The 20892-nt window shown below is 60.7% G+C and carries 19 protein-coding genes and 1 pseudogene; 4 read left to right on the top strand and 16 right to left on the bottom strand.

What is annotated here, in order from left to right:
* Positions 1-6: 6 nt before the first annotated feature.
* A complete protein-coding gene (locus ACP7BX_RS26970; RefSeq protein ID WP_426130778.1) occupies positions 7-633 on the top strand; it encodes a class I SAM-dependent methyltransferase in 627 nt (208 codons plus the stop codon).
* Positions 634-724: 91 nt separating this feature from the next.
* Here ACP7BX_RS26970 and ACP7BX_RS26975 read toward each other — a convergent pair whose 3' ends face one another.
* The 4 genes from ACP7BX_RS26975 to ACP7BX_RS26990 are packed head-to-tail and all read right to left on the bottom strand — an operon-like array spanning position 725 to position 8110.
* Positions 725-2908, bottom strand: a complete 2184-nt coding sequence (locus ACP7BX_RS26975) for a glycoside hydrolase (RefSeq protein WP_426130776.1) — start codon at positions 2906-2908, stop codon at positions 725-727.
* A 2-nt stretch (positions 2909-2910) separates the two neighbouring features.
* Positions 2911-5964 carry an efflux RND transporter permease subunit gene (locus tag ACP7BX_RS26980; protein WP_038850331.1) on the bottom strand — a complete coding sequence of 1018 codons (3054 nt, stop codon included), beginning with the start codon at positions 5962-5964 and terminating at the stop codon, positions 2911-2913.
* Positions 5961-7031, bottom strand: a complete 1071-nt coding sequence (locus tag ACP7BX_RS26985; protein WP_426130773.1) for an efflux RND transporter periplasmic adaptor subunit — start codon at positions 7029-7031, stop codon at positions 5961-5963. Before ACP7BX_RS26985 ends, ACP7BX_RS26980 begins: the two co-directional genes overlap by 4 nt.
* Complete coding sequence (locus tag ACP7BX_RS26990; protein ID WP_426130771.1) at positions 7028-8110, bottom strand: efflux RND transporter periplasmic adaptor subunit; 1083 nt, start codon at positions 8108-8110, stop codon at positions 7028-7030. The genes ACP7BX_RS26985 and ACP7BX_RS26990 overlap by 4 nt, the downstream gene beginning before the upstream one ends.
* Before the next feature lie 117 nt (positions 8111-8227).
* Here ACP7BX_RS26990 and ACP7BX_RS26995 point away from each other — a divergent pair.
* Positions 8228-8341: pseudogene (locus ACP7BX_RS26995) on the top strand (ATP-binding protein); the annotation flags it as partial.
* A gap of 125 nt (positions 8342-8466) precedes the next feature.
* Here ACP7BX_RS26995 and ACP7BX_RS27000 read toward each other — a convergent pair.
* From ACP7BX_RS27000 to ACP7BX_RS27055, 12 genes are all read right to left on the bottom strand, one after another.
* Positions 8467-9315, bottom strand: coding sequence for a transporter substrate-binding domain-containing protein (locus tag ACP7BX_RS27000; RefSeq protein ID WP_068937731.1), 849 nt, complete (start codon positions 9313-9315; stop codon positions 8467-8469).
* Positions 9312-10088, bottom strand: a complete 777-nt coding sequence (locus ACP7BX_RS27005) for an amino acid ABC transporter ATP-binding protein (RefSeq protein WP_426130769.1) — start codon at positions 10086-10088, stop codon at positions 9312-9314. Before ACP7BX_RS27005 ends, ACP7BX_RS27000 begins: the two co-directional genes overlap by 4 nt.
* A complete protein-coding gene (locus tag ACP7BX_RS27010) occupies positions 10085-10744 on the bottom strand; it encodes an amino acid ABC transporter permease (RefSeq protein WP_426130767.1) in 660 nt (219 codons plus the stop codon). Before ACP7BX_RS27010 ends, ACP7BX_RS27005 begins: the two co-directional genes overlap by 4 nt.
* Positions 10725-11390 (bottom strand): amino acid ABC transporter permease, encoded by a 666-nt coding sequence (locus tag ACP7BX_RS27015; protein WP_426130765.1) that lies wholly within the window; start codon positions 11388-11390, stop codon positions 10725-10727. Before ACP7BX_RS27015 ends, ACP7BX_RS27010 begins: the two co-directional genes overlap by 20 nt.
* A 335-nt stretch (positions 11391-11725) precedes the next feature.
* Positions 11726-13096, bottom strand: coding sequence for a TcdA/TcdB catalytic glycosyltransferase domain-containing protein (locus tag ACP7BX_RS27020; RefSeq protein WP_426130763.1), 1371 nt, complete (start codon positions 13094-13096; stop codon positions 11726-11728).
* A gap of 302 nt (positions 13097-13398) precedes the next feature.
* On the bottom strand, positions 13399-14181 hold the full coding sequence (locus ACP7BX_RS27025; protein WP_133076561.1) for a MetQ/NlpA family ABC transporter substrate-binding protein: 783 nt from the start codon (positions 14179-14181) through the stop codon (positions 13399-13401).
* A gap of 126 nt (positions 14182-14307) precedes the next feature.
* Positions 14308-15234, bottom strand: coding sequence for a sigma 54-interacting transcriptional regulator (locus ACP7BX_RS27030; RefSeq protein WP_426130760.1), 927 nt, complete (start codon positions 15232-15234; stop codon positions 14308-14310).
* A 50-nt stretch (positions 15235-15284) separates the two neighbouring features.
* Positions 15285-15866 (bottom strand): alpha/beta hydrolase, encoded by a 582-nt coding sequence (locus tag ACP7BX_RS27035; RefSeq protein WP_426130758.1) that lies wholly within the window; start codon positions 15864-15866, stop codon positions 15285-15287.
* Positions 15867-16039: 173 nt separating this feature from the next.
* On the bottom strand, positions 16040-16441 hold the full coding sequence (locus ACP7BX_RS27040; RefSeq protein WP_010565408.1) for an ExbD/TolR family protein: 402 nt from the start codon (positions 16439-16441) through the stop codon (positions 16040-16042).
* A gap of 1 nt (position 16442) precedes the next feature.
* Positions 16443-17162, bottom strand: coding sequence for a MotA/TolQ/ExbB proton channel family protein (locus ACP7BX_RS27045; RefSeq protein WP_426130756.1), 720 nt, complete (start codon positions 17160-17162; stop codon positions 16443-16445).
* Between the two features lie 54 nt (positions 17163-17216).
* Positions 17217-18029, bottom strand: coding sequence for an energy transducer TonB (locus ACP7BX_RS27050; protein WP_426130754.1), 813 nt, complete (start codon positions 18027-18029; stop codon positions 17217-17219).
* A gap of 240 nt (positions 18030-18269) precedes the next feature.
* Positions 18270-19121, bottom strand: coding sequence for a LysR family transcriptional regulator (locus ACP7BX_RS27055; RefSeq protein ID WP_033898878.1), 852 nt, complete (start codon positions 19119-19121; stop codon positions 18270-18272).
* A 108-nt stretch (positions 19122-19229) separates the two neighbouring features.
* Between ACP7BX_RS27055 and ACP7BX_RS27060 the strand changes: the two genes are divergently transcribed.
* Positions 19230-19691 carry a nucleoside deaminase gene (locus ACP7BX_RS27060; RefSeq protein WP_426130752.1) on the top strand — a complete coding sequence of 154 codons (462 nt, stop codon included), beginning with the start codon at positions 19230-19232 and terminating at the stop codon, positions 19689-19691.
* Entirely contained in the window at positions 19678-20847 is a 1170-nt protein-coding gene (locus ACP7BX_RS27065; protein WP_426130750.1) for a CynX/NimT family MFS transporter, read from the top strand. The genes ACP7BX_RS27060 and ACP7BX_RS27065 overlap by 14 nt, the downstream gene beginning before the upstream one ends.
* The last annotated feature ends 45 nt before the right edge of the window (positions 20848-20892 follow it).

Genomic DNA, 20892 nt, shown 5'->3' on the forward strand with positions numbered 1-20892 from the left:
CTTGCCATGCCCCTCAAGCCCGACGACCTCGACCAGATCACCTCCACCACCCTTGGCCACTACAACAAGGTGGCCGAGGACTTCCGTGAAGGCACCCGCGATCATGATGTGAGCCAGAACATCGATGCTTTGTTGAGGCATATCCAGGGTACAGGGCCGTATACCTTGCTGGATTTTGGCTGCGGGCCAGGGCGGGATTTGCAGACGTTTACGCGTATGGGACACGTCGCCGTAGGCCTGGATGGCTCGGAGCGGTTTGCGCAGATGGCGCGGGAAGACAGTGGTTGCGAGGTGTTGCAGCAGGACTTCCTTAAGCTGGACCTGCCTGCCGAGCGCTTCGATGGGATTTTTGCCAATGCCGTGCTGTTTCATATTCCCAAGCAGGAACTGCCGCGAGTGCTCAAGCAGTTGCAGGGGACGTTGAAGCCTGGGGGCGTGTTGTTCAGTTCCAATCCTCGGGGTGAGAATCAGGAAGGCTGGAATGGGCCGCGCTATGGGTCTTATCACGACTTGGCGGCGTGGCAAACGTTGCTCACCCACGCAGGTTTTGTGGAGTTGGAACACTACTACCGCCCCGCCGGGCTGCCACGTGAGCAGCAGCCTTGGCTGGCCAGCGTGTGGCGCAAAGCATAAGGGTGCGTTGATTGGTCCGGCGTCATCGCAGGCAAGCCAGCTCCCACACTTGGAATGCATTCTCCTGTGGGAGCTGGCTTGCCTGCGATAGCTATTTCACCTGATACACCACTGGTTTTTCACCCACGCCAAGCGCCGTCACGCTGCGCTCGGCATACCCTTCTCTAGGGATCGCAGCAAAATTCGCCACCAACCGAGTCCCATCGGCAAACGTGGTCTCCTGCACCCGCCGATCCGTGGTCAGCCACCGAAACCCGGTCATTTCCTGCATGGCCAAACGCTGATGCAGTGGGCGGAAAAAGGCGTCCTGGCGTTGGATCAATGGCAGTCGCTGCTTCAAGGTCGCAGCACTCAAGTGATACAGCGGCGGTACGTTGTAGAGCAGTTGGGTCAGCTCGTTTTCAACCTGCACATTGCTCAGCTTCAGGCTGTCGAACAACCAGTGGTGGGTCGTGATCACCGAGCCATGGAACACCGCCTGATACAACGGCAGGCGCATCGTCGGTTCGAAATACACCGTGCGAAACGGCTCCTTCAATGGCACTGGCTTGAAGAACACCGCCGGCTGCTCCGGTGGGAACCAGTTACCGACGTAATAGGGTGACTGCTTGTCCTTGGTCATCGCGTGATCACCCCAGCCGATCACCGGCGTCTGCATGCCATGGGCAAACAGAATGCCCTGGGCCGTGATGGCGTTGCCGTCCTCGGAACCGGTGGGCAACTTGCGCGCGGTATTGATCCAGCGGGAGGCGTCGATGTTACCTTCGGCGTTTTGCGCCTGGGTCATCGGTGCACTGCCGCGGTAGCTGTCGAACACCATGCTGGTGGCGTAGGCATCCAGGAACCAGGCGTTGAAGCCTGCCTTGGCTTGCACGGCCTGCACCCGCGCTTCCAGCAACGGCCGCACACAGCGCGGGTCGGTGTAGTGCCCGGACTGTTGAAAACCGGTCTTGAGCTTGCCGCCCTTCAACACAATCGCGCAGTCGCGGTAGGCATTGCTGCCAAGGTGGGCGGTGGTCCAGTCGGGGTTTTCCGTGGCGGATAACGCGGTTTCATAGGAGTCGTAGGGCGCCATCAGGAAGCCCGCATCGACACCGGCGCGAATCGCCTCGGGGTGCCAGAGCCCGCCTTCCCAGCCTTCGCCCAGGGTCAGCAACACACGGGGCAGGCCGGCGTTGCTCAGCGATTGAATCACCGGGTTGCCCCAGGCTGCCGGGTTTTCACTGAGGGCGCCGGCAAAGTCCACGGCCAACTCGCCACGCAATTCGCCGTAGCGCGCAGCGAGCCGTGTCATGTCGGGCTCTGCTACCTGCCAACTCTGCCGGGCCTTCTTGTTGATCGCCGCGTTCAGCCCTCGCAGCAGCACCGTCTGCTCATAACGATTCAATGCCGTGGCCTGCGCCAGTACCTTGGCAGACTCCTTGTCCAGCAAGCCGTTGAGTTCATGCCCACGCAGGCGCTGGAGCAACAAGGACCAATCCCGCACATCCTCCAACGCCAGCAGGTCATTACCCCACAGGTAGATATGACTGGCGCCCAGCAACTTCTGCGCTTCGGGCGTCTGTCGCAGTTTGTCCGCCAAAGGCTCGTACCGCCCCTGCTCGACCAACCACTGGCGATAGCGCTTGGCGCCGGCCAAGGGATCGCCCTCACCCAGGTGCAACCGCAACGTCATCGGCGCATCAGGGTCAAGCGAGGTGAATTCATGGGCCAAGGACAGGGCCTGGTCCGGTTGCCACCGCAGGCGATTGTTATAGGGATTGGTCAGCAACCAGTTGAGCGTAAACACGCCGTGGTCGACACCCCACAACGGCAGGCTGAGATCCTGGGTGGTGTTGAGGTCGCCTTGCTCCAGCAGAAACGCCTTCCAGATGGCGTTATCGGCGGGTACGTAATGCCCTTCAGCCAAAGGCCACATAAAGCCTTGGCCCAAGGCACTGGCCGGTTGTTGAAGAATGGGGATTTCACCCGGCTCACGCGCACGGATGGACAACGCCAGGTCGCGCTGCTCAAGGGTAGCGCTCACACGGAAGGCGCCATCATCCCATTGCCAATCGGCCTGCTGATCGCTGTGGGCAAGCTGGCTGACGGCACGTGCCGCTACGCCGCTGGAAGCTTGTACCGTCGGTTGCCCGCTGGGGGTCACGCGGATCGCAAGGGTGGCCGGGTCGAGTTCGACCCGCCACAACGCGTTTTCCAGAACGGTACCGGCAAAAGCCATGGGTGACAGCAACACCGTGCAGATCAACCAACTGTGGCGCAGGAACTGGGGCATGTTCAGCTCTGTTCGTGTTTGGGCTCGCGGATCTTGTACCAAGCCACATACAACGCGGGCAAAAACAAAAGTGTAAGCAAAGTCGCAATGATGATCCCGCCAATCATCGCGTAGGCCATTGGCCCCCAGAACACCTCACGCGCGATGGGGATCATGCCCAGGCTCGCCGCCGCCGCCGTCAGCAGGATCGGCCGGCGCCGATGCTCGGTGGCTTCCACCACCGCATCCCACGGCGTATAGCCCGCCACTTCGTATTCATGAATCTGCGTCACCAGAATCACCGAGTTGCGGATGATGATGCCGATCAGCGCCAGGATCCCCAGGATCGCCACAAAGCCCATGGGCGTGCCCGTGGGGATCAACGCCAGCACCACGCCGATCAAACCGAGCGGCGCGACACTCGCCACCAGGAACATCTTCTGCACGCTGTGCAACTGGATCATCAGGAAGGTCGCCATGAGGAACAGCATCAACGGCACCACGCTGGCAATCGGGCCCTGGGCCTTGCCGCTTTCTTCCACGGTGCCGCCGGTGGCGACCTTGTAGCCCACCGGCAAGCCGGCGCTGAACTTATCGATCTCCGGCTTGAGCTGTTTCACCAGGTCCGTCGGCTGCATCTCATCACGCACCGACGCCTTGATGGTGATCGTCGGTTTACGGTCGCGGCGCCACACCAGCGGCTGCTCCAGCTCGTAGCGCACCGTGGCGAACGCCAGCAGCGGAATCGAGGTGCCGTTGGGTGTGACGATCTGCAGGTTCTGCAAGGTTTCCGGCGTGCCGCGTTCGGCATCTTCGGCGCGGCCGACCACGTTGATCAGGTAGATATCGTCATGCACCTGGGTCACCGAGGCGCCGCTGACCACGCTGTTCATCAACTGCGCCACGTCTTCCGACGACAGCCCCAGCTGGCGCGCCTTGTCCTGGGCGATGTCGATGCGTAGCACTTTGCCCGGCTCGTTCCAGTCGTAGATGATCTCGCCCAGGTGGGTGTTCTTGTCGAGCAAGGTCGCCAGTTCGATGGCGTGTTTGCGTACTTGGTCGGTGTCTTTGCCCGACACGCGATACTGAATCGGCCTACCTACCGGCGGGCCCATTTCCAGCGGCTGCACAAAGCTGCCAATGCCGACGAAGTCATCGCGCAGGCGCTTTTGCAGGCGTGCGATCAACTCGCCGCGCTCTTCCAGGCCCTTGCTCACGATGACCAACTGCGCGTAGTAGGGATTTTCCAGTTGCTGGTCCAACGGCAGGTAGAACCGGATCGCGCCCTGACCGATATAGGTGCTCCAACGCGCGATGTCCGGGTCGTCCTTGATGATCGCTTCCAGGCGGTCGACGGCCTTACGGGTCTCGTTGATCGAGGCGTTTTGCGGCAGGTTCAGGTCAACCAGGATTTCCGGGCGGTCCGATGACGGGAAGAACTGGTTCTGCACAAACTGCATGGAGAACACCGATGCCACAAACAGCGCCACGGTGATGCCAATCGCCCACCAACGGTTACGCATGGCCCAGAGCATGCCGCCATTGAACGCCCGGCCAATTCGCCCCGGCTCGGCATCGTGAGGCTTCACCTTGGCGCTAAGGATATGCACGCCGATTACCGGCGCAAACAGCACCGCCACCACCCACGACACCAGCATCGCCACGGCAATCACCGCGAACAGGGTGAAGGTGTACTCGCCCGCCGAACTGGCGTTGAGGCCGATGGGCACAAACCCGGCGACCGTCACCAGGGTACCGGTCAGCATCGGGAACGCCGTGGAGGTGTAGGCGTAGGTCGCCGCCTGCTCCTTGGTTTCGCCTTTTTCCAGGCGCGTGATCATCATTTCGACGGTGATCATCGCGTCGTCCACCAGCAGGCCAAGGGCGATAATCAGCGCGCCCAGGGACACCCGCTGCATGGTGATGCCGCTGTATTCCATGAACACGAACACCAACGCCAGCACCAACGGAATCGAACACGCCACCACCAAGCCGGCGCGCATGCCCAAGCTGATAAAGCTCACCACCAACACGATGATCACCGCTTCGAACAGCGCACTGGTAAAACCGCCGACGGCCTCCTCCACCACTTCCGCCTGGTCGGACACCTTGTGCACGCCGACGCCCACCGGCAGGTCGGCGGTCAGTTCATCCATGCGCCCGTGCAGGGCCTTGCCGAACGACTGGATATTGCCACCCTTCTGCATGGCAATCGCCAAGCCGATGGCCGGCTTGCCATTGAAGCGGAACATCGGTCGCGCCGGGTCCACATAGCCACGACTGATATCGGCAATGTCCGCCAGGCGATAAAAGCGGTCATTGAGCCGCAGATTCACATTGGCCAGGTCTTTCTCCGAAGCGAACTGCCCCGACGTGCGCACGGAAATCCGCTCGGGCCCGGCCTCGATCACCCCGGCCGGCGTCACCGCGTTCTGCGATTGCAGACTCTGCACCACCTGGCGCTGGTCAATCCCCAGGGCCGCCAGTTTGCGCGTGGAAAAATTCAGGTAAATCACTTCGTCCTGCTGGCCGATCATCTCGACCTTGCCCAGTCCTGGCACCGAACGGATCTCGGCGCGCACCTGCTCCACGTAGTCACGCAGCTGGCGCATCGACAGGCCGTCGCCGGTAAAGGCATACACCGAGCCGAACACGTCACCGAACTCATCGTTGAACGATGGGCCCTGCAAGCCCTGGGGGAAGGTGCCGCGAATGTCGTCGATCTTCTTGCGGACCTGGTACCAGATCTCCGGAATGGCCTTGGCGCTGGTGGTGTCCTTGAGGAACACGAACACCGTGGACTCGCCTGGCCGCGTGTAGCTTTTCACGTAGTCGAGGGAGTCGAGTTCTTCGAGTTTTTTCTCGATGCGGTCGGTGACCTGCTTGAGGGTTTCTTCCTGGGTCGCGCCCGGCCAGCGGGTCTGGATCACCATGGTCTTGATGGTGAACGAAGGGTCTTCCTCGCGGCCCAGATTCATGTAGGAGAACACGCCCATCAGCAGCGCGACGAACATCAGGTACCAGACGAAGGACTGATGCTTGAGGGCCCAGTCGGATAAGTTGAAGCTCCCTTTCATCGCGGGCTGTCCTCGTCGATTTTGATTTTTTGCCCAGGCTTCAGGCTGTTCACGCCAGCAGTGACGATACGCTCGCCGGGTTTGACGCCGCCATTGAGCAAGGCGCTGTTGGCGTCACGGCTGATCAGGCTGATGTCGCGCGGTTGCACGGTCTGGCTTTGGGTGTCGAGCAGCCAGATGCGGGTCTTGCCGTCGACCTCCTGCAAGGCACTCAGGGGCACTTCGATGCGCGGCGCAATGGCGGTGCTCAAGGTCACGCTGATCGCCGTGCCGAGGCGGAACGCGGGCGGTGTTTCCGCCAGGGTCAGCCGCGCGCGACGGGTGCGCGTGGCGCTTTGGGCCTGGGGTTCGATCTCGCGCACGATGGCGGTGGTGTTGACGCTTGGGTCGAGTTGCCCGGCGACCAGGAACACCACGTCATGGGGCAGGCGCTCGGCCAGGCCGGCGGGCAAGTCGATCACCGCTTCCTTGATATCCGGGCGGGCCAGGGTCACCACTTGCTGACCGGCACTGACCACCTGGCCGGCTTCGGCATTCCACGCGGTGACAATGCCAGCGTGGTCGGTGCGCAGTTCGGCGTAGTTGAGTTGGTCCTTGGCTTGGTTGACCGAGGCTTGTGCCTGGTCAAGAGAGGCCTGGGTGGTCTTCAGGTCGGTCTGGGCGATATCCAGCTGGGCCTGCGCGCCGACGCCACGGTTGAACAATTCCTGCTGACGGCGGGCATTGGCCTGGGCGTTGATGAATTGCGCCTGCACGCGAGCCAGGTCGCCCTGGGCGGCGCGCAATTGGTTCTGTTGGTCGGTAGGGTCGAGGACGGCAAGCAAGGCGCCCTTCTCCACCTCGGCGCCCACGTCCACGGCGCGGCGGGCAATGCGGCCGGGCACGCGGAAGCCCAGGTTGCTTTCATAACGGGCCTGGATGGTGCCGGCGAAACGGCCGAGGTTTTCCTGGTCCTCGGCTTTCACTTCCATCGACAGCACGGGGCGCACCGGTTCGGGTGGCGGCTCCTCCTTCGAACAAGCCACCAGCAACAGGCTGGCGGCGAGTATTCCCGTCAGGCGCTTCATGGCTGGGCTCCTGGCTGGGCGATCTCGACAATCATGCCGGGGTGCAGCAATTGCCCGCCGGCCACCACAACTTTTTCGCCGCCCTTGAGGCCATCGCCAATGATGATTTTGCCGGTGAGGTAACGCGCCACGCTGACTTTGTGTAGTTGGGCCTTGCCGTCGCTGTCGATCAGCCATACGGCAGGTTCGCTGAGGTCCTTGGTCAGCGCGGCCCAAGGCAATTCGATGCTGGCCTTGGCCGGGCCATTGGCGGTGGCGCTGACCACAGAGCCCAATTCCATGCCTTTGGGCAACGCTTGCAGGGCAATTTTCACCTGCACGGTGCCGGTATTGGCGGCCACGGCGGGCGTGACTTCACGCACCTTGCCCACCGCCTTGATGCTCGGGTTATCCAAGAGGCTGACGGTGATCGGCGCCTCCGGCGGCGGCTCCACCAGCAGGGATTCATAGACGTTGAACACTGCATCGCGCTCGCCATCGCGGGCCAGGCTGAAAATCGGCACGGTGGCCTGCACCACCTGACCGACTTCGGCCTGGCGCGCAGTGATCACGCCGGGCGCTTCGGCGATGAGCGAGGTGTAGCCAAGCTGTTCGCGGGCGTTGGCCAGCTGGGCCTGAGCGGCGGCCAAGGCGCTTTGGCTGCTGCGCAACGCGGCCTGGGCGGAGTCGTATTCGCTGCGGCTGGTGTAGCCCTTGGGCAGGAGCTTTTCCTGGCGCACGAAGGCGGCGGCCGTCTGTTTGACCCTCGCTTGCTCGGCCACGACCTGGGCCTGGGCGGAATCGACGTTGGTCTGCAAGTCCTTGGGATCGAGCTTGGCCAGCACTTGCTTGGCGCTCACCCGATCACCGACGTCCACCATGCGCTGGATGATCTTGCCGCCGACGCGGAAGGACAGGTCGGTTTGCACACGGGCCTGGATATCGCCCGTCAACGTGACCGCTGCGGCAAAGTCCGCCGGCTGTACAGTCTGCACAAATACCCGCGAATGCTGCTTGGGCTCAGCCTTTTCCTCGCCACAGCCGCTTAACAGCGCCAGTAGGCCAAGTCCGAAAATACAGGTGCAAATGCGACCGCCCATGCAGGCTCCTTGTGCGTGATGCCGACGTGCCAGTGTGTATGCGACTGTGAGCTTAGTTCAGGGTTCCTTATCTGCATGGAGGCTCCCATACTCCAATGGTTCCCACGCCGACTGAATGCCCATGCTCAAGACCAGGGGTGCAATTCGATTGTGTTGGAGAAGGTGTTGGGGGAGACCCGAATCGTCGGGCAGGGGATTCTGGATGCGCCGGCTTGGCATTGGCCGGAATAGGGGTGTCCTTCAGGGCCTCATCGCGGGCAAGCCCGGCTCCCACAGTTTTGATGTGTGAATACTTTCAAATGTGGGAGCTGGCTTGCCTGCGATAGCGGTAGATCAGCCACTCAATAATTAGCGGGTCAGCCCTGCCACTTCCCGCCTTCAACAATCACACTCTCAGGCTTGGTGTCATCGCTCAGCTCTTTACGCACATACTGGTCGTACAGCTTGAGCAGAAATTTCTCCTCGCCCAACTTCGCCAACTCGGTGTTCACCCAGTCACGCAATTCGATGTTGCCCTTCTTCACGGCCGGTGCAATCGGCGCTTCATCACCCAGTTTTTCTTCCAGCACACGGTAGCCCGGGTTCTGCTTGGCCCAGCTGAACAGCACCAGGTTGTCCTGGGCGTAGGCATCACCACGGCCGGCAGACAACGCCTGCAACGACTCGGAGTTTTTCTCGAACTTGAGCAGTTTCCAGTCCGGGTGGTTTTTGGTCAGCCAGATATCGGCGGTGGTGCCGGTGGTGACGATGGTGGTGCGGGTAGCCAGGTCATCCAGGCTTTTTACGGCGCTGTCGTTCGGCACCAGGGCCTGCACCGCGACTTTCAGGTTGGGGTTGGTGAAGTCCACCGCTTCCTTGCGTTCCGGGGTCACGGTCATGTTGGCGAGGATCAGGTCGACCTTGTCGCTTTGCAGGAACGGAATGCGGCTGGCGGGCTCGACGGCGACGAACTCGACTTTGTTTTCATCGCCCAGCAGGTCCTTGGCGAATTGGCGGCCGATGTCGGTATCGAAACCAACGTAGCGGCCGGCTTCGTTCACAAAACCAAACGGCGGTTTGTCGGTGAATACACCGACGATCAGCTTGTCGCGCGCCTTGATCTTGTCGATGTAACTGACAGCGGCAGGTTTTACAGGCTCTTCGGCCTTTTTATCGCAGCCGGCCAGTAAAGCGACGGCAAACAGTGGCAGCAGTAACTTTTTCATATCAACTCCAGTTCCTTGGTTTTCTTGGGCAGTGTTGAAACAAAGGAGAACTTCTCCAGGAACTGCTGCGCGCGTGCGGCTTGCGGGTTCGTAAAGAATGCCTCGGGGGTGTTCTGTTCAAGGATGCGACCGGCTTCCATAAACACCACGCGGTCGGCGACGGCGCGGGCGAAGGCCATTTCGTGGGTGACGATCAGCAGGGTCATGCCATCGCGGGCCAAGCCCTGGATCACTTCCAGCACTTCCTTGACCATTTCCGGGTCGAGGGCGGCGGTGACCTCATCAAAGAGCATGACCTGAGGGTTCATGCACAGTGAACGGACGATGGCGATGCGTTGCTGCTGGCCGCCGGAGAGCTGGCGCGGGAAGGCGTCGCGCTTGTCGGCCAGGCCCACGCGTTCCAGCAGTTTCTCGGCCTGTTCACGGGCTTCGCGCGGGTCGCGCTTTTGCACTTTCAACGGGCCGAGCAGGATGTTGTCGAGCACGCTCATGTGCGGGAACAGGTGGTAGCTCTGGAACACCATTCCGACGTCTTGGCGCACCTGCCGCCAGTCGGTTTGCTTGCCCAGCAGCTCGTTGCCGGCAAACCGCAGGCTGCCGCTGTGGGCCACTTCCAGGCCGTTGAGGCAACGCAGCAAGGTGCTTTTGCCGCAACCGCTGGGGCCGAGGATCACCACCACTTCGCCGCTTTGCACGCTCAAGTCGATGCCCTTGAGCACCTGCGCCTCGCCGAAGAATTTGTTGAAACCCTGGAACTCGATCAATGCGCTCATGCTTGGGCCCAGCGCCGTTCCAGCACCTTGGAGGCGGCCGACAACGGGTAGCAGATAAAGAAGAAAAACAGGAACAGCACGCCGTAGATCAATACCGACTCATAGGTGCGTTCGATGATTTGCTGGCCAACCTTGATCACGTCGACCACGCCGATCAGCACCGCCAGGGAACTGGTCTTGATGATGCGCGTGTAGACGTTGATGGTCGGCGGTGTCATGCGTTTCAGGGCCTGGGGCAGCAACACATAGCCGTAGAGTTGCGGGTCCGAGAGGCCAATCGACAGCCCCGCTTCACGCTGGCCACGGGGCAACGAATGCAAGGCGCCACGCACCACTTCGCCGACTTCACTGGCGCCCCACAGCGACAGCACCAGCACTGCACACCAGAAGCTTGGGATGCTCAGGCCGAAGAAAATCGGCAGGCCGAAAAACAGCAGGTACAGCCACACCAGCACCGGGATCGCGCGGAACAGCTCCAGGTACACCCGCAGCACCGCGTTGATCAGCCGGTTGTTCAAGGTGCGCATCACGCCGTACAGCACCCCGCCGACAGTGCTGAAGGCGATGCTCAAGAATGAAATCGACAAGGTTTGCGCAGCGCCCTTGCCCAATTGCGGCAACGACACCCACAACAACTCAAGACCCGAACTGGCCATGCTGGAGCCTCCTTTCCAGGCGGCTGAGCAACAGCGACAGCGGCAAGAACAGCAACACGCAGATCAGCGTCAGCACGGCGAGCATTTCGTAGGTTTTGTAGTAGAGGGCGATATAGCTCTTGGTGGTGTAGAGAATCTCCGGCACCGCCACGGCGGAGACCACGGTGGTCTCCTTGAGCAGGAAGATGAAATTGGCAAACAACGCCGGCAGGCTGAGGATGCCGGCCTGGGGCAGGATCACATGGCGCAACAGCTGCCAGTCGGACAGGCCGATGGACTTGCCCGACTCGATCTGCGCCAGCGGCACCGCCTCCACACCGGCACGTAGCACTTCGGTGAGGTAGGCGCCGCCGAGGAAAGTCATGGTAATGATCGCCGCCCAGAACCCGGAAATATTGAAGCCCAGGGCCGGCAGCGCGAAGTACACGAAGAACAGCTGGATCAGCAGCGGCGTGTTACGCGCCAGCTCCACATACAACGCCACCATGCGCGACAGGTACGGCGTGCGAAACACCAGCAGCGCCGCATTGATCAACGCCACCAGCAACGAGGTGGCAATGGCGATCAGGCCGACTTGCAGCGTCACGCCCACGGCTTTCAGAAACGCCGGGAGCGTGCTGAGGATAAAAGCGAAATCGAAGGTCATTTCCAGTCCATGACGCCGCAAGGGTAATGCAGCGGGCGCAATCCGATCCGGCGTGGGTAACGCCGGGTAGCGCGAACTTTAAAGGTATAAAAAAGAAAATTTAAATACCCAAATAGCATATTGATATCACCCAAAAAGATAACCGCCGGATTCGCGGGTTTGCCGGGTGGCAGCTATGGTTGGGGGGTCTGAGATTCGAGGGATTGAACCATGCAGGAAGTGAAACCGATGGATCCGCAGGAGTTGGTGAAGTGGTTGATGGCGCTGCGCAGGGCGATCAATAGTCAGGCGCTGTAAAAAACAGCCTCACCGTAGTGAGGCTTTTTTTCATAGGCTCAACCTTGGGTGGAAGGCTGCCGATCAGCACCTCCCGCCATGGCTTTGGTGGCGCTGTTTTGCTGTTCTTCGGTCTCAAAGTTGACGTAGTTGTCCGGGAACTTGAAGTGGGAATCCACCAGGCCCCAGTACTCTTTATTCTGTGGCTTTGCCATGTCCCAGATACGTTCAGCGGAGGAGACGGCGTCGTTGCGAGCCCGCTCCGGTCGCCCGTTGGCTTCTTGTATAACCCTGTCAACATGCCCACGTAGGGCGTTGGGCCCGGTGGTTTCGATCGTGCTTTTATTCGGACGGCTGAAGTAACGGTCGCCGGCGTATTCATTGCCTTTCATCGAACGGTATTTATCCCCGATGTCATCAATCAGGCTCTTCAGCATCGCGCTCTGGGAATGGCTGGAGAACAGTGCGTTGGCAAAATAGGGGGTGGCGTTGCCACTTGCCTCACTCTTGCCCGCAGCCATGCCGACCAGCATCAGGTCTGGGTGGGCATTTAAGGCGCCATCAAGCGGGCGCACGCTTTCCAGGTCAATATCCGTGTAGGTGCCGCCATAGTGATTGACGATTTCATATCGGGCGACGTCGGAAGCTGCGGCGTAACCGCCGTTGCGGCCCATGATTTCATGCTGATACACGTCCTTGTTCTGCAAACGTATGTCGCCGGGGTTGCTCAAGTCACGTATCTGCACGTTCTTCAGATCGCTGAAACCCTCCTGTAAAGCCGCCAGGGTCGTCGTGTCACGGGGAGGGTTACTGGCGTAGCGGTCCCAGGACTTTGTCGTCTGGTCAAGAATGGTGGCTTCTGCTTGATGAAACTTGTCGTCGGTGCGTGACGCGTGACGTTCAAAAGCACTGAGCACTTGAGAGGCGTTTTGGGGCGTAACTTTTCCACCCTCAGGCAGCAATGCTTCCTTCAACGCTTTGTTACCTGAAGACAAAAGCTCTTTATTAAGTTCCGCAATAACTTGTTTCTGCTCGATTTGATTGCGAGGCCATTGCAGCGGGTTGTTAATTGCTGTCTTAAGTTGACTGAACAATCCTCGAACAGGCCTTTCTGACTGGTAGTTTGGGTAAACACTTTCGGCTCTTGCCTGAGCCGACTTATTAGTTGCATAAGCATCAAATTGAGTAGAATCAACCCATAACATTATTTTATGGTTCGGGTTCATGGTGGCCCACTGGCGTAAATAAGTATCCTGGTTCGAACCCGGTTTGGAACCCACCCAGACCATGTGGATATTATTGGGGACTGGTTTGAACTGATCTTCGGGGTATTTTGCTTCAAATCCTGTAGCAGATGGCGAATGAGTAGCGTCATTCACATGGCCAGCCGTAGGGGTTCGTACATCGTAAGGAGAAATGGATTTCATCATAATGACACTGGCTTCCAAAAGTTGGTAGAACTCACGGGCGCCTCCATGCGATGACTCTTACAACACGCGCAAGCTTGGCCCTACTAAACCAACTAAGCAAAACGTAAAATGTAAGACAATTTAAAGATACACTCAGACACAATCCATCAGGCCTGCCGATGAACTCAAGAGTGACCTTCGACCAATAATTTATTTAACGCCTTTAATCTAAGTTCTCTTCTTTATCAAAAAATCGGAATAAAAAAACGCCGACGCGATGCAAGCCGTCGGCGTTCAAACCTTGAAGGGGGTTTTGAGTTACATCAGAACGCAGGCACGACCGCGCCGTTGTACTTCTTCTCGATGAACGCTTTGACTTCCGGGCTGGTCAGGGCCTTGGACAGTTTCTGGATAGCGTCGCTGTCCTTGTTGTCCGGGCGAGCCACCAGGAAGTTCACGTACGGCGACTTGGCGTCTTCGATGATCAGCGCGTCTTTGGCTGGGTTCAGGCCAGCTTCCAGAGCGTAGTTGGTGTTGATCAGGTCCAGGTCAACCTGGTCCAGTACGCGTGGCAGCAGGGCCGACTCCAGCTCTTTGAATTTCAGGTTCTTCGGGTTGCTGGCGATGTCTTTCGGCGTGGCCAGGGCATTGGTCGGGTCTTTCAGGGTGATCACGCCAGCTTTCTGCAGCAGCAACAGGGCACGACCGCTGTTGGAGCCTTCGTTCGGGATGGCCACAGTGGCGCCATCTTTGAGCTCAGAAATGTTCTTGATCTTTTTCGAGTAGCCGCCGAACGGTTCAACATGCACGCCGACCACGGTCACCAGGTTGGTGCCCTTGCCCTTGTTGAAGTTTTCCAGGTACGGCAGGGTCTGGAAGTAGTTGGCGTCCAGGCGCTTCTCAGCCACCTGCACGTTGGGCTGCACGTAGTCGGTGAAGACTTTGATCTGCAGGTCCACGCCTTCTTTGGCCAGGGTCGGCTTGATCAGCTCGAGGATCTCGGCGTGGGGGATCGGGGTGGCGGCAACGACCAGTTTTTCGTTGGCTTGAGCGAAGCTTGCAGTCAGGGCAGCCGCCAGTGCGGTAAACAACAGAACCTTTTTCATGCAGTGTCCTTATCGGAATTCCGGGGCGTCTCTGACGACCATTTTTATGAGGTGTGCCAGCGAAATGCTATCGCGGCGTGGAAGGGACAATACCTAGATTTTTTATTCCCGAACAATATCTTTTATTCACGTTGATATTCCATTTTGTTCATGTAGGAATTTACGCAGGGTTTCTTGCTCGGCGGCGCTCGCACTCTGGAAAATGCGCTGCACTTGTTCCAACGGCGAACCTGCGACCGGCAGGTTCAGATGCTCGGGCAGGATCTCGTCACCGCTGCTCACCAGCAACGCGAAGTGAATGACGTTTTCCAGCTCGCGGGTATTGCCCGGCCAGCTGTGGAGTTCCAGCACGCGCTGGGCAGCGTCGCTGATCAGCGGCACCGGCAGGTCCAGGCGCTGGCTGTAGATGCCCAGGAAGTACTCGGCCAAGGACAGAATGTCACCCACGCGCTCGCGCAGTGCGGGCAAGTCCAGCCGCCCTTCGCTCAAGTAATGGAACAAGCGCTCATGGAACTTGCCGGCGGCCACAGCCTGGGCCAGGTCGATGCTGGTGGCTGCGACCAGGCGCACATCCACCGGGCTGGGCTGATGGGCACCGACGCGGGTGACTTCGTGGTTTTCCAGCGCGGCCAGCAGTTTTACCTGGATCGGCAGCGGCAAATCGCCGATCTCATCCAGGTACAACGTGCCTCCATTCGCCGAACCGAACCAACCGGCCCGGCTGCTGGCGGCGCCACTGTGGCTGCCGGCGGCGTAGCCGAATAATTCGGCATCGGCGTAGGTCGGGCTGATGGCGCCGCAATTGACCGAGACAAACAAACCGGTACGGTCGCTGCCACGGTGAATGTGGCGCGCCAGCAGCTCTTTACCACTGCCGGTTTCGCCGCGAATCAACACGGGCAAGGCGCGTGGTGCGAGGCTTTCGAGGTCTTCGCGCAATTGGCGCGAACGGGGGTCGACAAACACCAGCGCCTTGGCGCGAATGCTCAACGGGCTTTTTTCGGCGTCGGGGAAGGTCAGCAACGGCTGGCCGTAGGTTTCATGCAGACTCATGGCAGGCTCCCGCCCCCAATCCACTTAAGGGACGGGGCGTTGAAAAATGTTCAGGCAGTGCGCCGGGCGTGATGCTCAAGGCGGCTTTGCAGGCGGTACAGGTAAGCAAACCCCTGCTCCCAGCGTTGGTGACCGGACTTCACATTGATATGCCCGGCGCCGGACAGAATCCCGGCTTCAGCGCCCCAGTGACGGGCCAGCTCAAGGGCCCGAGGCGCGCTGACGGCACTGTCGTTGTCGGAGCTGACCACTTGGCTCGGAAACGGCAGCAGGTCGGTGGGGATGGGCGCGAAATTACGCAAGGCGGGCGCACAGGCAGGACGCTCGACATCGGCCGGGGCCACCAGCAAGGCGCCGCGTACCTGGCGCAGGAAGTGCACCGGCGCAGTGGCTGCCCAATGCGCCACGGTGATGCAGCCCAGGCTGTGGGCGATCAGGATCACCGGCGTGCTGTCGGCCGCGATGGCCTCGGCCAGCGCGGCGACCCAGTCTTCGCGACGTGGCGTCAGCCAGTCATCTTGCTCCACACGGGCGCTGTTGGGCAGGCTGTTCTGCCAGTGACTTTGCCAATGATCTTCTGGCGATCCTTGCCAGCCCGGCACGATCAGATAACGAATCGACTCGCTGTGCATGGGTGTGCCCTCCTGCAGCGTTTAACGTTGCTGGACAGTATAGGGACGGGGGTTATATTCGTTAAGGAATAAGAAGCTATTTATTAATAACCAAAAACACATACTGATTTTACGCAAAAAAAAGGCCGCACCCTGCCAAGGAGACGGCCACAAAATTGTCGAGGCTTTTGCAATTAACGTGCGGTAATCACCGACAGCTTGGTAATCCCCGCGCGCTCGATAGACGCCATGGCTCGCGCCACTTCGCCGTAGTTCACACCATCGTCAGCCTGCAGTTGCACCCGCACATCGGGGTCCTTGGCCTTGGCCGCCTGCAGGTTGAATTCCAGCAGGTCCGGCTGGATTTCGTCCTTGTTGATAAACAATTTGCCGGCGCCATCGATACTCACCACGAGCGGGTCTTTCTGCTCCACCGGCGCGACCGCCTCAGTCTTGGGCAGGTTGATCGGGATCGCGTTGGTCAAGAGCGGCGCGGTGACGATAAACACCACCAGCAGCACCAGCATCACGTCCACCAACGGCGTCACGTTGATCTCGCTCAGCACCTCATCGCTGTCTTGCGTGGAGAAGGCCATCTCAGGACGCCTCCTTCACTTTCTGCGGGTTGCCGGCAGTGGCTTTGTTCAGGGCCGGGTGCAGCAGCACGCGGAAGGAGTTCTTCTGGGCCAGGCTGTAGAAGTCGTGGGCAAAGTCGTCCAGGTCGGCAGCGGTCAGCTTCAGGCGACGCAGGAAATAGTTGTAGACCAGCACCGCAGGCACCGCGACGGCGATCCCCACACCGGTCGCGACCAGTGCAGCACCGATCGGGCCGGCCACGGTTTCGAGGCTGGCGGAGCCCGCAGCGCTGATGCCCTTGAGCGCTTCCATGATGCCCCACACGGTGCCGAACAGGCCGATGAACGGCGAGGTGCTGCCGATACTGGCGACCACGGCCAGGCCGGTTTCCAGGGAGCGGCGTTCACGCACGATCTGCTGGCGCAAGGCGCGTTCGAGGCGGTCCTGGTGGTTGATCGCCTGGCTCAGGTCAGCCGCGTGCGGGGTTTCGCCCACCTGGATCGCGGCGTAACCGGCCTGGGCCACGCGGGCTGCGGCACCCGGCTGGGTTTCCGCCAGCTCGGCGGCCGAGTCGAGACTCGACGCCGCCCAGAACTGTTTATGGAACTTGCGATCCTGCGCCTTGAGGCGACCGAACTGCACGCCCTTGAGCAGGGCCAGGCCCCAGGTGGCGACCGAAAAAACCACCAGCAGCCAGATCACCGCGCTTTCGATGGATTCAAGTGGAGATGCTAATGCCATGATGTTTTCCCTCTGTGCAGGTCGCGGCGTGTGCAACACACCGCAGCCGAATAGTTAGTGAATCTTGAAATCGATCGGTACGCTGACCCAGCCGTTCTGGGCCACATCGCCCTGCTTGGCCGGTACAAAGCTCCAGCGCTTCACCGCTGCCAGGGCGGCGTCGTCGAGTTGCTGGCGACCGCTGCTTTTCTGGATCTGGATCTCACCCGGCTTGCCACTGGCCAGTACCTGCACCCTGAGCAACACCGTGCCTTCCCAACCGCGCCGCTGCGCCAGTGACGGGTACTCCGGCGCCGGGTTCTTCAGGTACGCGGCGTTGGCCGAAGCGGGTGTTACCGGGGCCGGCGCCGGTGGTGCTGGAGGCGCAGGTGGTGCCGGTGTCGGTGGCGCGGGCGGCTGCTCGACGGGCTTCGGTGCGGGCTTGGGCTCAGGCTTTGGAACCGGCTTAGGCTTGGGTTTCGGAATCGGTTTAGGCGGCGCTGGCTTGGCGGCCAATTCATTCACCACCGGCGGCGGTGGCTCGACAACAGGCGGCGGTGGTGGCGGCGGCACGGGAGGCGGCGGTTCCACCACGGGAGGTGCCGGTTGGGAAAACTCGATCGTCATCGGCGGAATTTCCGGCGGCACGATCGGCAACACCGGGGTCGGCTTCTGGCTCACCCAGTAGATCACCGCACCGTGCAGGGCCAGCACCAGCAAACCCAGCAGAATTCCCTCGCGACGGCTGGAGAAACGCTTCGGCGTTTTCTGCGTGCGCAACTGCCCCAACGGCGCGCGGTGCGGCCGGCCAAGGTCGACCAACTCACCACCCGGTGCCTGGCGCCATTGCGCCTCGTGTGCACTGGCGGCGGTCTGGACATTGCCCATTGATTCACTCCCTACGGTTTTGAAACAAAAAAACCGACAGGCCTGCGTGGAAGGCCGTCGAGGGTTGAATCATCGGGGCCAGACGCTTATCTCTTAAAGTAATCTTTAAAGTTATACATAGATCTAAATTGAATAAATGAAACACTTGGACACGGCAAAGCCCCGTCCTGCGGGGGCTGGCGCAAAGGCGTTGTTTTTGAATGCCTTTCAGGCATAAGAAATATTCAGTAAAAGCATTGATCAGGCAGGGCTGTTTGCACACAAATCAAGCAATTGGCGTTGTAGGCTTTGCCCAGCCGCGCCCAAGCCACTGCGGCCATACAACGCCAGACGCACGCCCTGCACCCTGGGCAAGCCGCTGTCCGGGCCCAGCACGCTATGCCCTGCCTGTACGACGCGACGGGGTAACAAACTGATGCCCAACCCCGCCGCCACCGCCGAACACACGCTCGCCAGGCTCGCGCTGGAGTACCCGATGCGCCAGCGCCAGCCGCCCACTTCCAAGTGTTGCAGCATTTCATTGCGGTACAGGCCGCCTACGGGAAATGCCACCAACGGCAGAGGATCGCGCCCCAGGGACGGCGTGCTGCGGCTGTCCACCCAGCACAAGGGCTCCGGCCATGAGGCCAGGCAGTCGTCGCTGTCGCCCATCTGCTTGACCAACAACACGTCGAACTCTCCGCTGCGGTACTGGCGCTGCAACTCGGGGCCCAGGCCGCTGGTGACTTCCAGACGCACCCTTGGAAACGCCAGTACAAAGGCCGAGAGCAGCGGCATGAGGCGTTCGGAGGCAAAGTCCTCCGGCACACCCAGGCGCAACACGCCGTCGCTTTGCTGGCTGATCAACACATCGGCGGCTTCTTCATGCAGCGCCAGGATGCGCCGCGCATAGGCCAGCAAGCGCTCGCCTTCCGCCGTAGCGACCACGCGGCGCTGATCGCGGTCAAGCAACTGACATGCCACCGCCTCTTCCAATCGGCGGATCTGCTGGCTGACCGTGGATTGGGTCAGGTGCAGACGCTCGGCGGCGCGGGTGAAATTGCCGCAATCCACGACGGCGACAAAGCTGCGCAATAACACGGGATCGAACATGGGCGCTTACCATTCCATTTGCCACTGGTTGGCATGGTTATATTTAATTTCAGAATACTCTGACGGCTACCCATACTTCACCCTCCAATCATGCCCGGAGGGATTTCCATGACCGACGATCACCAGCACCTGCAACGCGCGATCCAACTTGCCCAGACCAACGTCGCCCAGGGTGGCCGACCGTTTGGCGCGGTGTTGACGCAAGGCGGCGAAGTGCTGGTTGAAGCGGTGAATGAAATCCATCTGACCCAGGACCCTACCGCCCACGCCGAATTGTTGGCGATCCGCGCTGCCAGCCGGCAACTCGGCACACGCCTGGATGGCTGCGTGATCTACGCCAGCGGCCAACCCTGCCCGATGTGCCTGAGCGCCATGTATCTGTGCGGTGTGGAACGGGTGGTGTTTGCCGCCAGCAACGAAATGGCCGAGCCCTTTGGCCTGACGACAGCGGCGATCGGGCAGCAGGTGGGCCTGCCAGTGAGCGAGCAGCGCCTGCCGATCCAGCATCTGCCGGATGCGGCCATGACCACGCTGTACCAGCACTGGAAAAACCTGCATGCCCCTGAATAAATCCCTCGCTGGCTGGGGCCTGTTGGTCGTCCTGGGCCTCAACCTGCGGCCGATCCTCAGCTCCATCAGCCCGTTGCTCGGCGAGATTCGCCTGGCCACGGGCTTGAGCTTCCAGAGCAGCGCCCTGCTCACCAGCCTGCCCGTGGTGTGCATGGGCCTGGTGGCGCTGGTGGGCGTGCGGGTTGAAGCGCAACTGGGTGAACGCCGTGGCATTGCCCTGGGCTTGATGATGATCCTGCTGGCGTGCCTGGCCCGCTGGCTGATGGGCCAGGGTTCGACGCTGCTGGTGACCGCGTTGCTCGGTGGCGCCGGTGTCGCGTTGATCCAGGCGTTGGTGCCAGCGATGATCAAGCGCGAATTTCACCACCGCGTGCCGGTGGCGATGGGCGTGTATTCGGCCTCGCTGATGGCCGGTGGCGGGCTGGCGGCGCTGCTCAGCCCAGTGGTGGCCACGCATTTCCAGCAGTGGGAAGCCGGGCTCGGTGTGTGGTTGCTGCCGGCCTTGGCCGCGCTGCTGTTGTGGGCCTGGTTGCCACTGGGCGCGGCAAAAAGCGCGAACGTCATCCCCGCCTTCAAGGGTCTGCGCAATCGCCGTGCGTGGCTGCTGGCGCTGTATTTTGGCCTGGTGAATTGCGGCTACATGAGCATGGTCGCGTGGCTGCCGGCCTACTATCAGCAACTGGGTTGGGACGTGTTGCCCAGTGGCTCGCTGCTGGCCTTCATGACCATTTTCCAGGTAATCGCCGCACTGTTGATGCCGGTACTGGCGCAACGCGGGATCGACCGGCGGCCGTTGCTGTGGATCAGCCTGCTGGCCCAAACCATTGGCTATCTCGGCCTGCTGATGGCGCCGTTACAGTTTCCCCATCTGTGGGTGGCGCTGTGTGGCTTCGGCCTGGGCGCGTGTTTTGCCCTGAGCCTGCTGCTGACCCTCGACCACCACCGCGACCCACGCCAAGCCGGGCAACTGGCGGCGTTCGTGCAGGGCGTGGGCTTTTTGATCAATGCTATTTCGCCGTGGCTGACCGGCTGGCTGCGCGAGCTCACCGGCAGTTTTGTCAGTGCCTGGGTGGTGCTGACGGTGACAGCGGTGGCGATGCTGGTGGTGACCCGGGTATTCAGCCCCGCCACCTACCGCACGGCGCCCGCTCTATAGATATGCATTTAAGATCTAGATAAAACAAGAATGCTTAATTGACGG

It is taken from the genome of Pseudomonas sp. DWP3-1-3b3 (genome assembly GCF_049896305.1).
Lineage (GTDB): Bacteria > Pseudomonadota > Gammaproteobacteria > Pseudomonadales > Pseudomonadaceae > Aquipseudomonas > Aquipseudomonas azotoformans_A.

Coding starts and splice junctions, on each gene's coding strand:
- ACP7BX_RS26970 (WP_426130778.1), top strand. CDS start 7: ATGCCCCTCAAGCCCGACGACCTCGACCAGATCACCTCCACCACCCTT.
- ACP7BX_RS26975 (WP_426130776.1), bottom strand. CDS start 2,908: ATGCCCCAGTTCCTGCGCCACAGTTGGTTGATCTGCACGGTGTTGCTG.
- ACP7BX_RS26980 (WP_038850331.1), bottom strand. CDS start 5,964: ATGAAAGGGAGCTTCAACTTATCCGACTGGGCCCTCAAGCATCAGTCC.
- ACP7BX_RS26985 (WP_426130773.1), bottom strand. CDS start 7,031: ATGAAGCGCCTGACGGGAATACTCGCCGCCAGCCTGTTGCTGGTGGCT.
- ACP7BX_RS26990 (WP_426130771.1), bottom strand. CDS start 8,110: ATGGGCGGTCGCATTTGCACCTGTATTTTCGGACTTGGCCTACTGGCG.
- ACP7BX_RS27000 (WP_068937731.1), bottom strand. CDS start 9,315: ATGAAAAAGTTACTGCTGCCACTGTTTGCCGTCGCTTTACTGGCCGGC.
- ACP7BX_RS27005 (WP_426130769.1), bottom strand. CDS start 10,088: ATGAGCGCATTGATCGAGTTCCAGGGTTTCAACAAATTCTTCGGCGAG.
- ACP7BX_RS27010 (WP_426130767.1), bottom strand. CDS start 10,744: ATGGCCAGTTCGGGTCTTGAGTTGTTGTGGGTGTCGTTGCCGCAATTG.
- ACP7BX_RS27015 (WP_426130765.1), bottom strand. CDS start 11,390: ATGACCTTCGATTTCGCTTTTATCCTCAGCACGCTCCCGGCGTTTCTG.
- ACP7BX_RS27020 (WP_426130763.1), bottom strand. CDS start 13,096: ATGATGAAATCCATTTCTCCTTACGATGTACGAACCCCTACGGCTGGC.
- ACP7BX_RS27025 (WP_133076561.1), bottom strand. CDS start 14,181: ATGAAAAAGGTTCTGTTGTTTACCGCACTGGCGGCTGCCCTGACTGCA.
- ACP7BX_RS27030 (WP_426130760.1), bottom strand. CDS start 15,234: ATGAGTCTGCATGAAACCTACGGCCAGCCGTTGCTGACCTTCCCCGAC.
- ACP7BX_RS27035 (WP_426130758.1), bottom strand. CDS start 15,866: ATGCACAGCGAGTCGATTCGTTATCTGATCGTGCCGGGCTGGCAAGGA.
- ACP7BX_RS27040 (WP_010565408.1), bottom strand. CDS start 16,441: ATGGCCTTCTCCACGCAAGACAGCGATGAGGTGCTGAGCGAGATCAAC.
- ACP7BX_RS27045 (WP_426130756.1), bottom strand. CDS start 17,162: ATGGCATTAGCATCTCCACTTGAATCCATCGAAAGCGCGGTGATCTGG.
- ACP7BX_RS27050 (WP_426130754.1), bottom strand. CDS start 18,029: ATGGGCAATGTCCAGACCGCCGCCAGTGCACACGAGGCGCAATGGCGC.
- ACP7BX_RS27055 (WP_033898878.1), bottom strand. CDS start 19,121: ATGTTCGATCCCGTGTTATTGCGCAGCTTTGTCGCCGTCGTGGATTGC.
- ACP7BX_RS27060 (WP_426130752.1), top strand. CDS start 19,230: ATGACCGACGATCACCAGCACCTGCAACGCGCGATCCAACTTGCCCAG.
- ACP7BX_RS27065 (WP_426130750.1), top strand. CDS start 19,678: ATGCCCCTGAATAAATCCCTCGCTGGCTGGGGCCTGTTGGTCGTCCTG.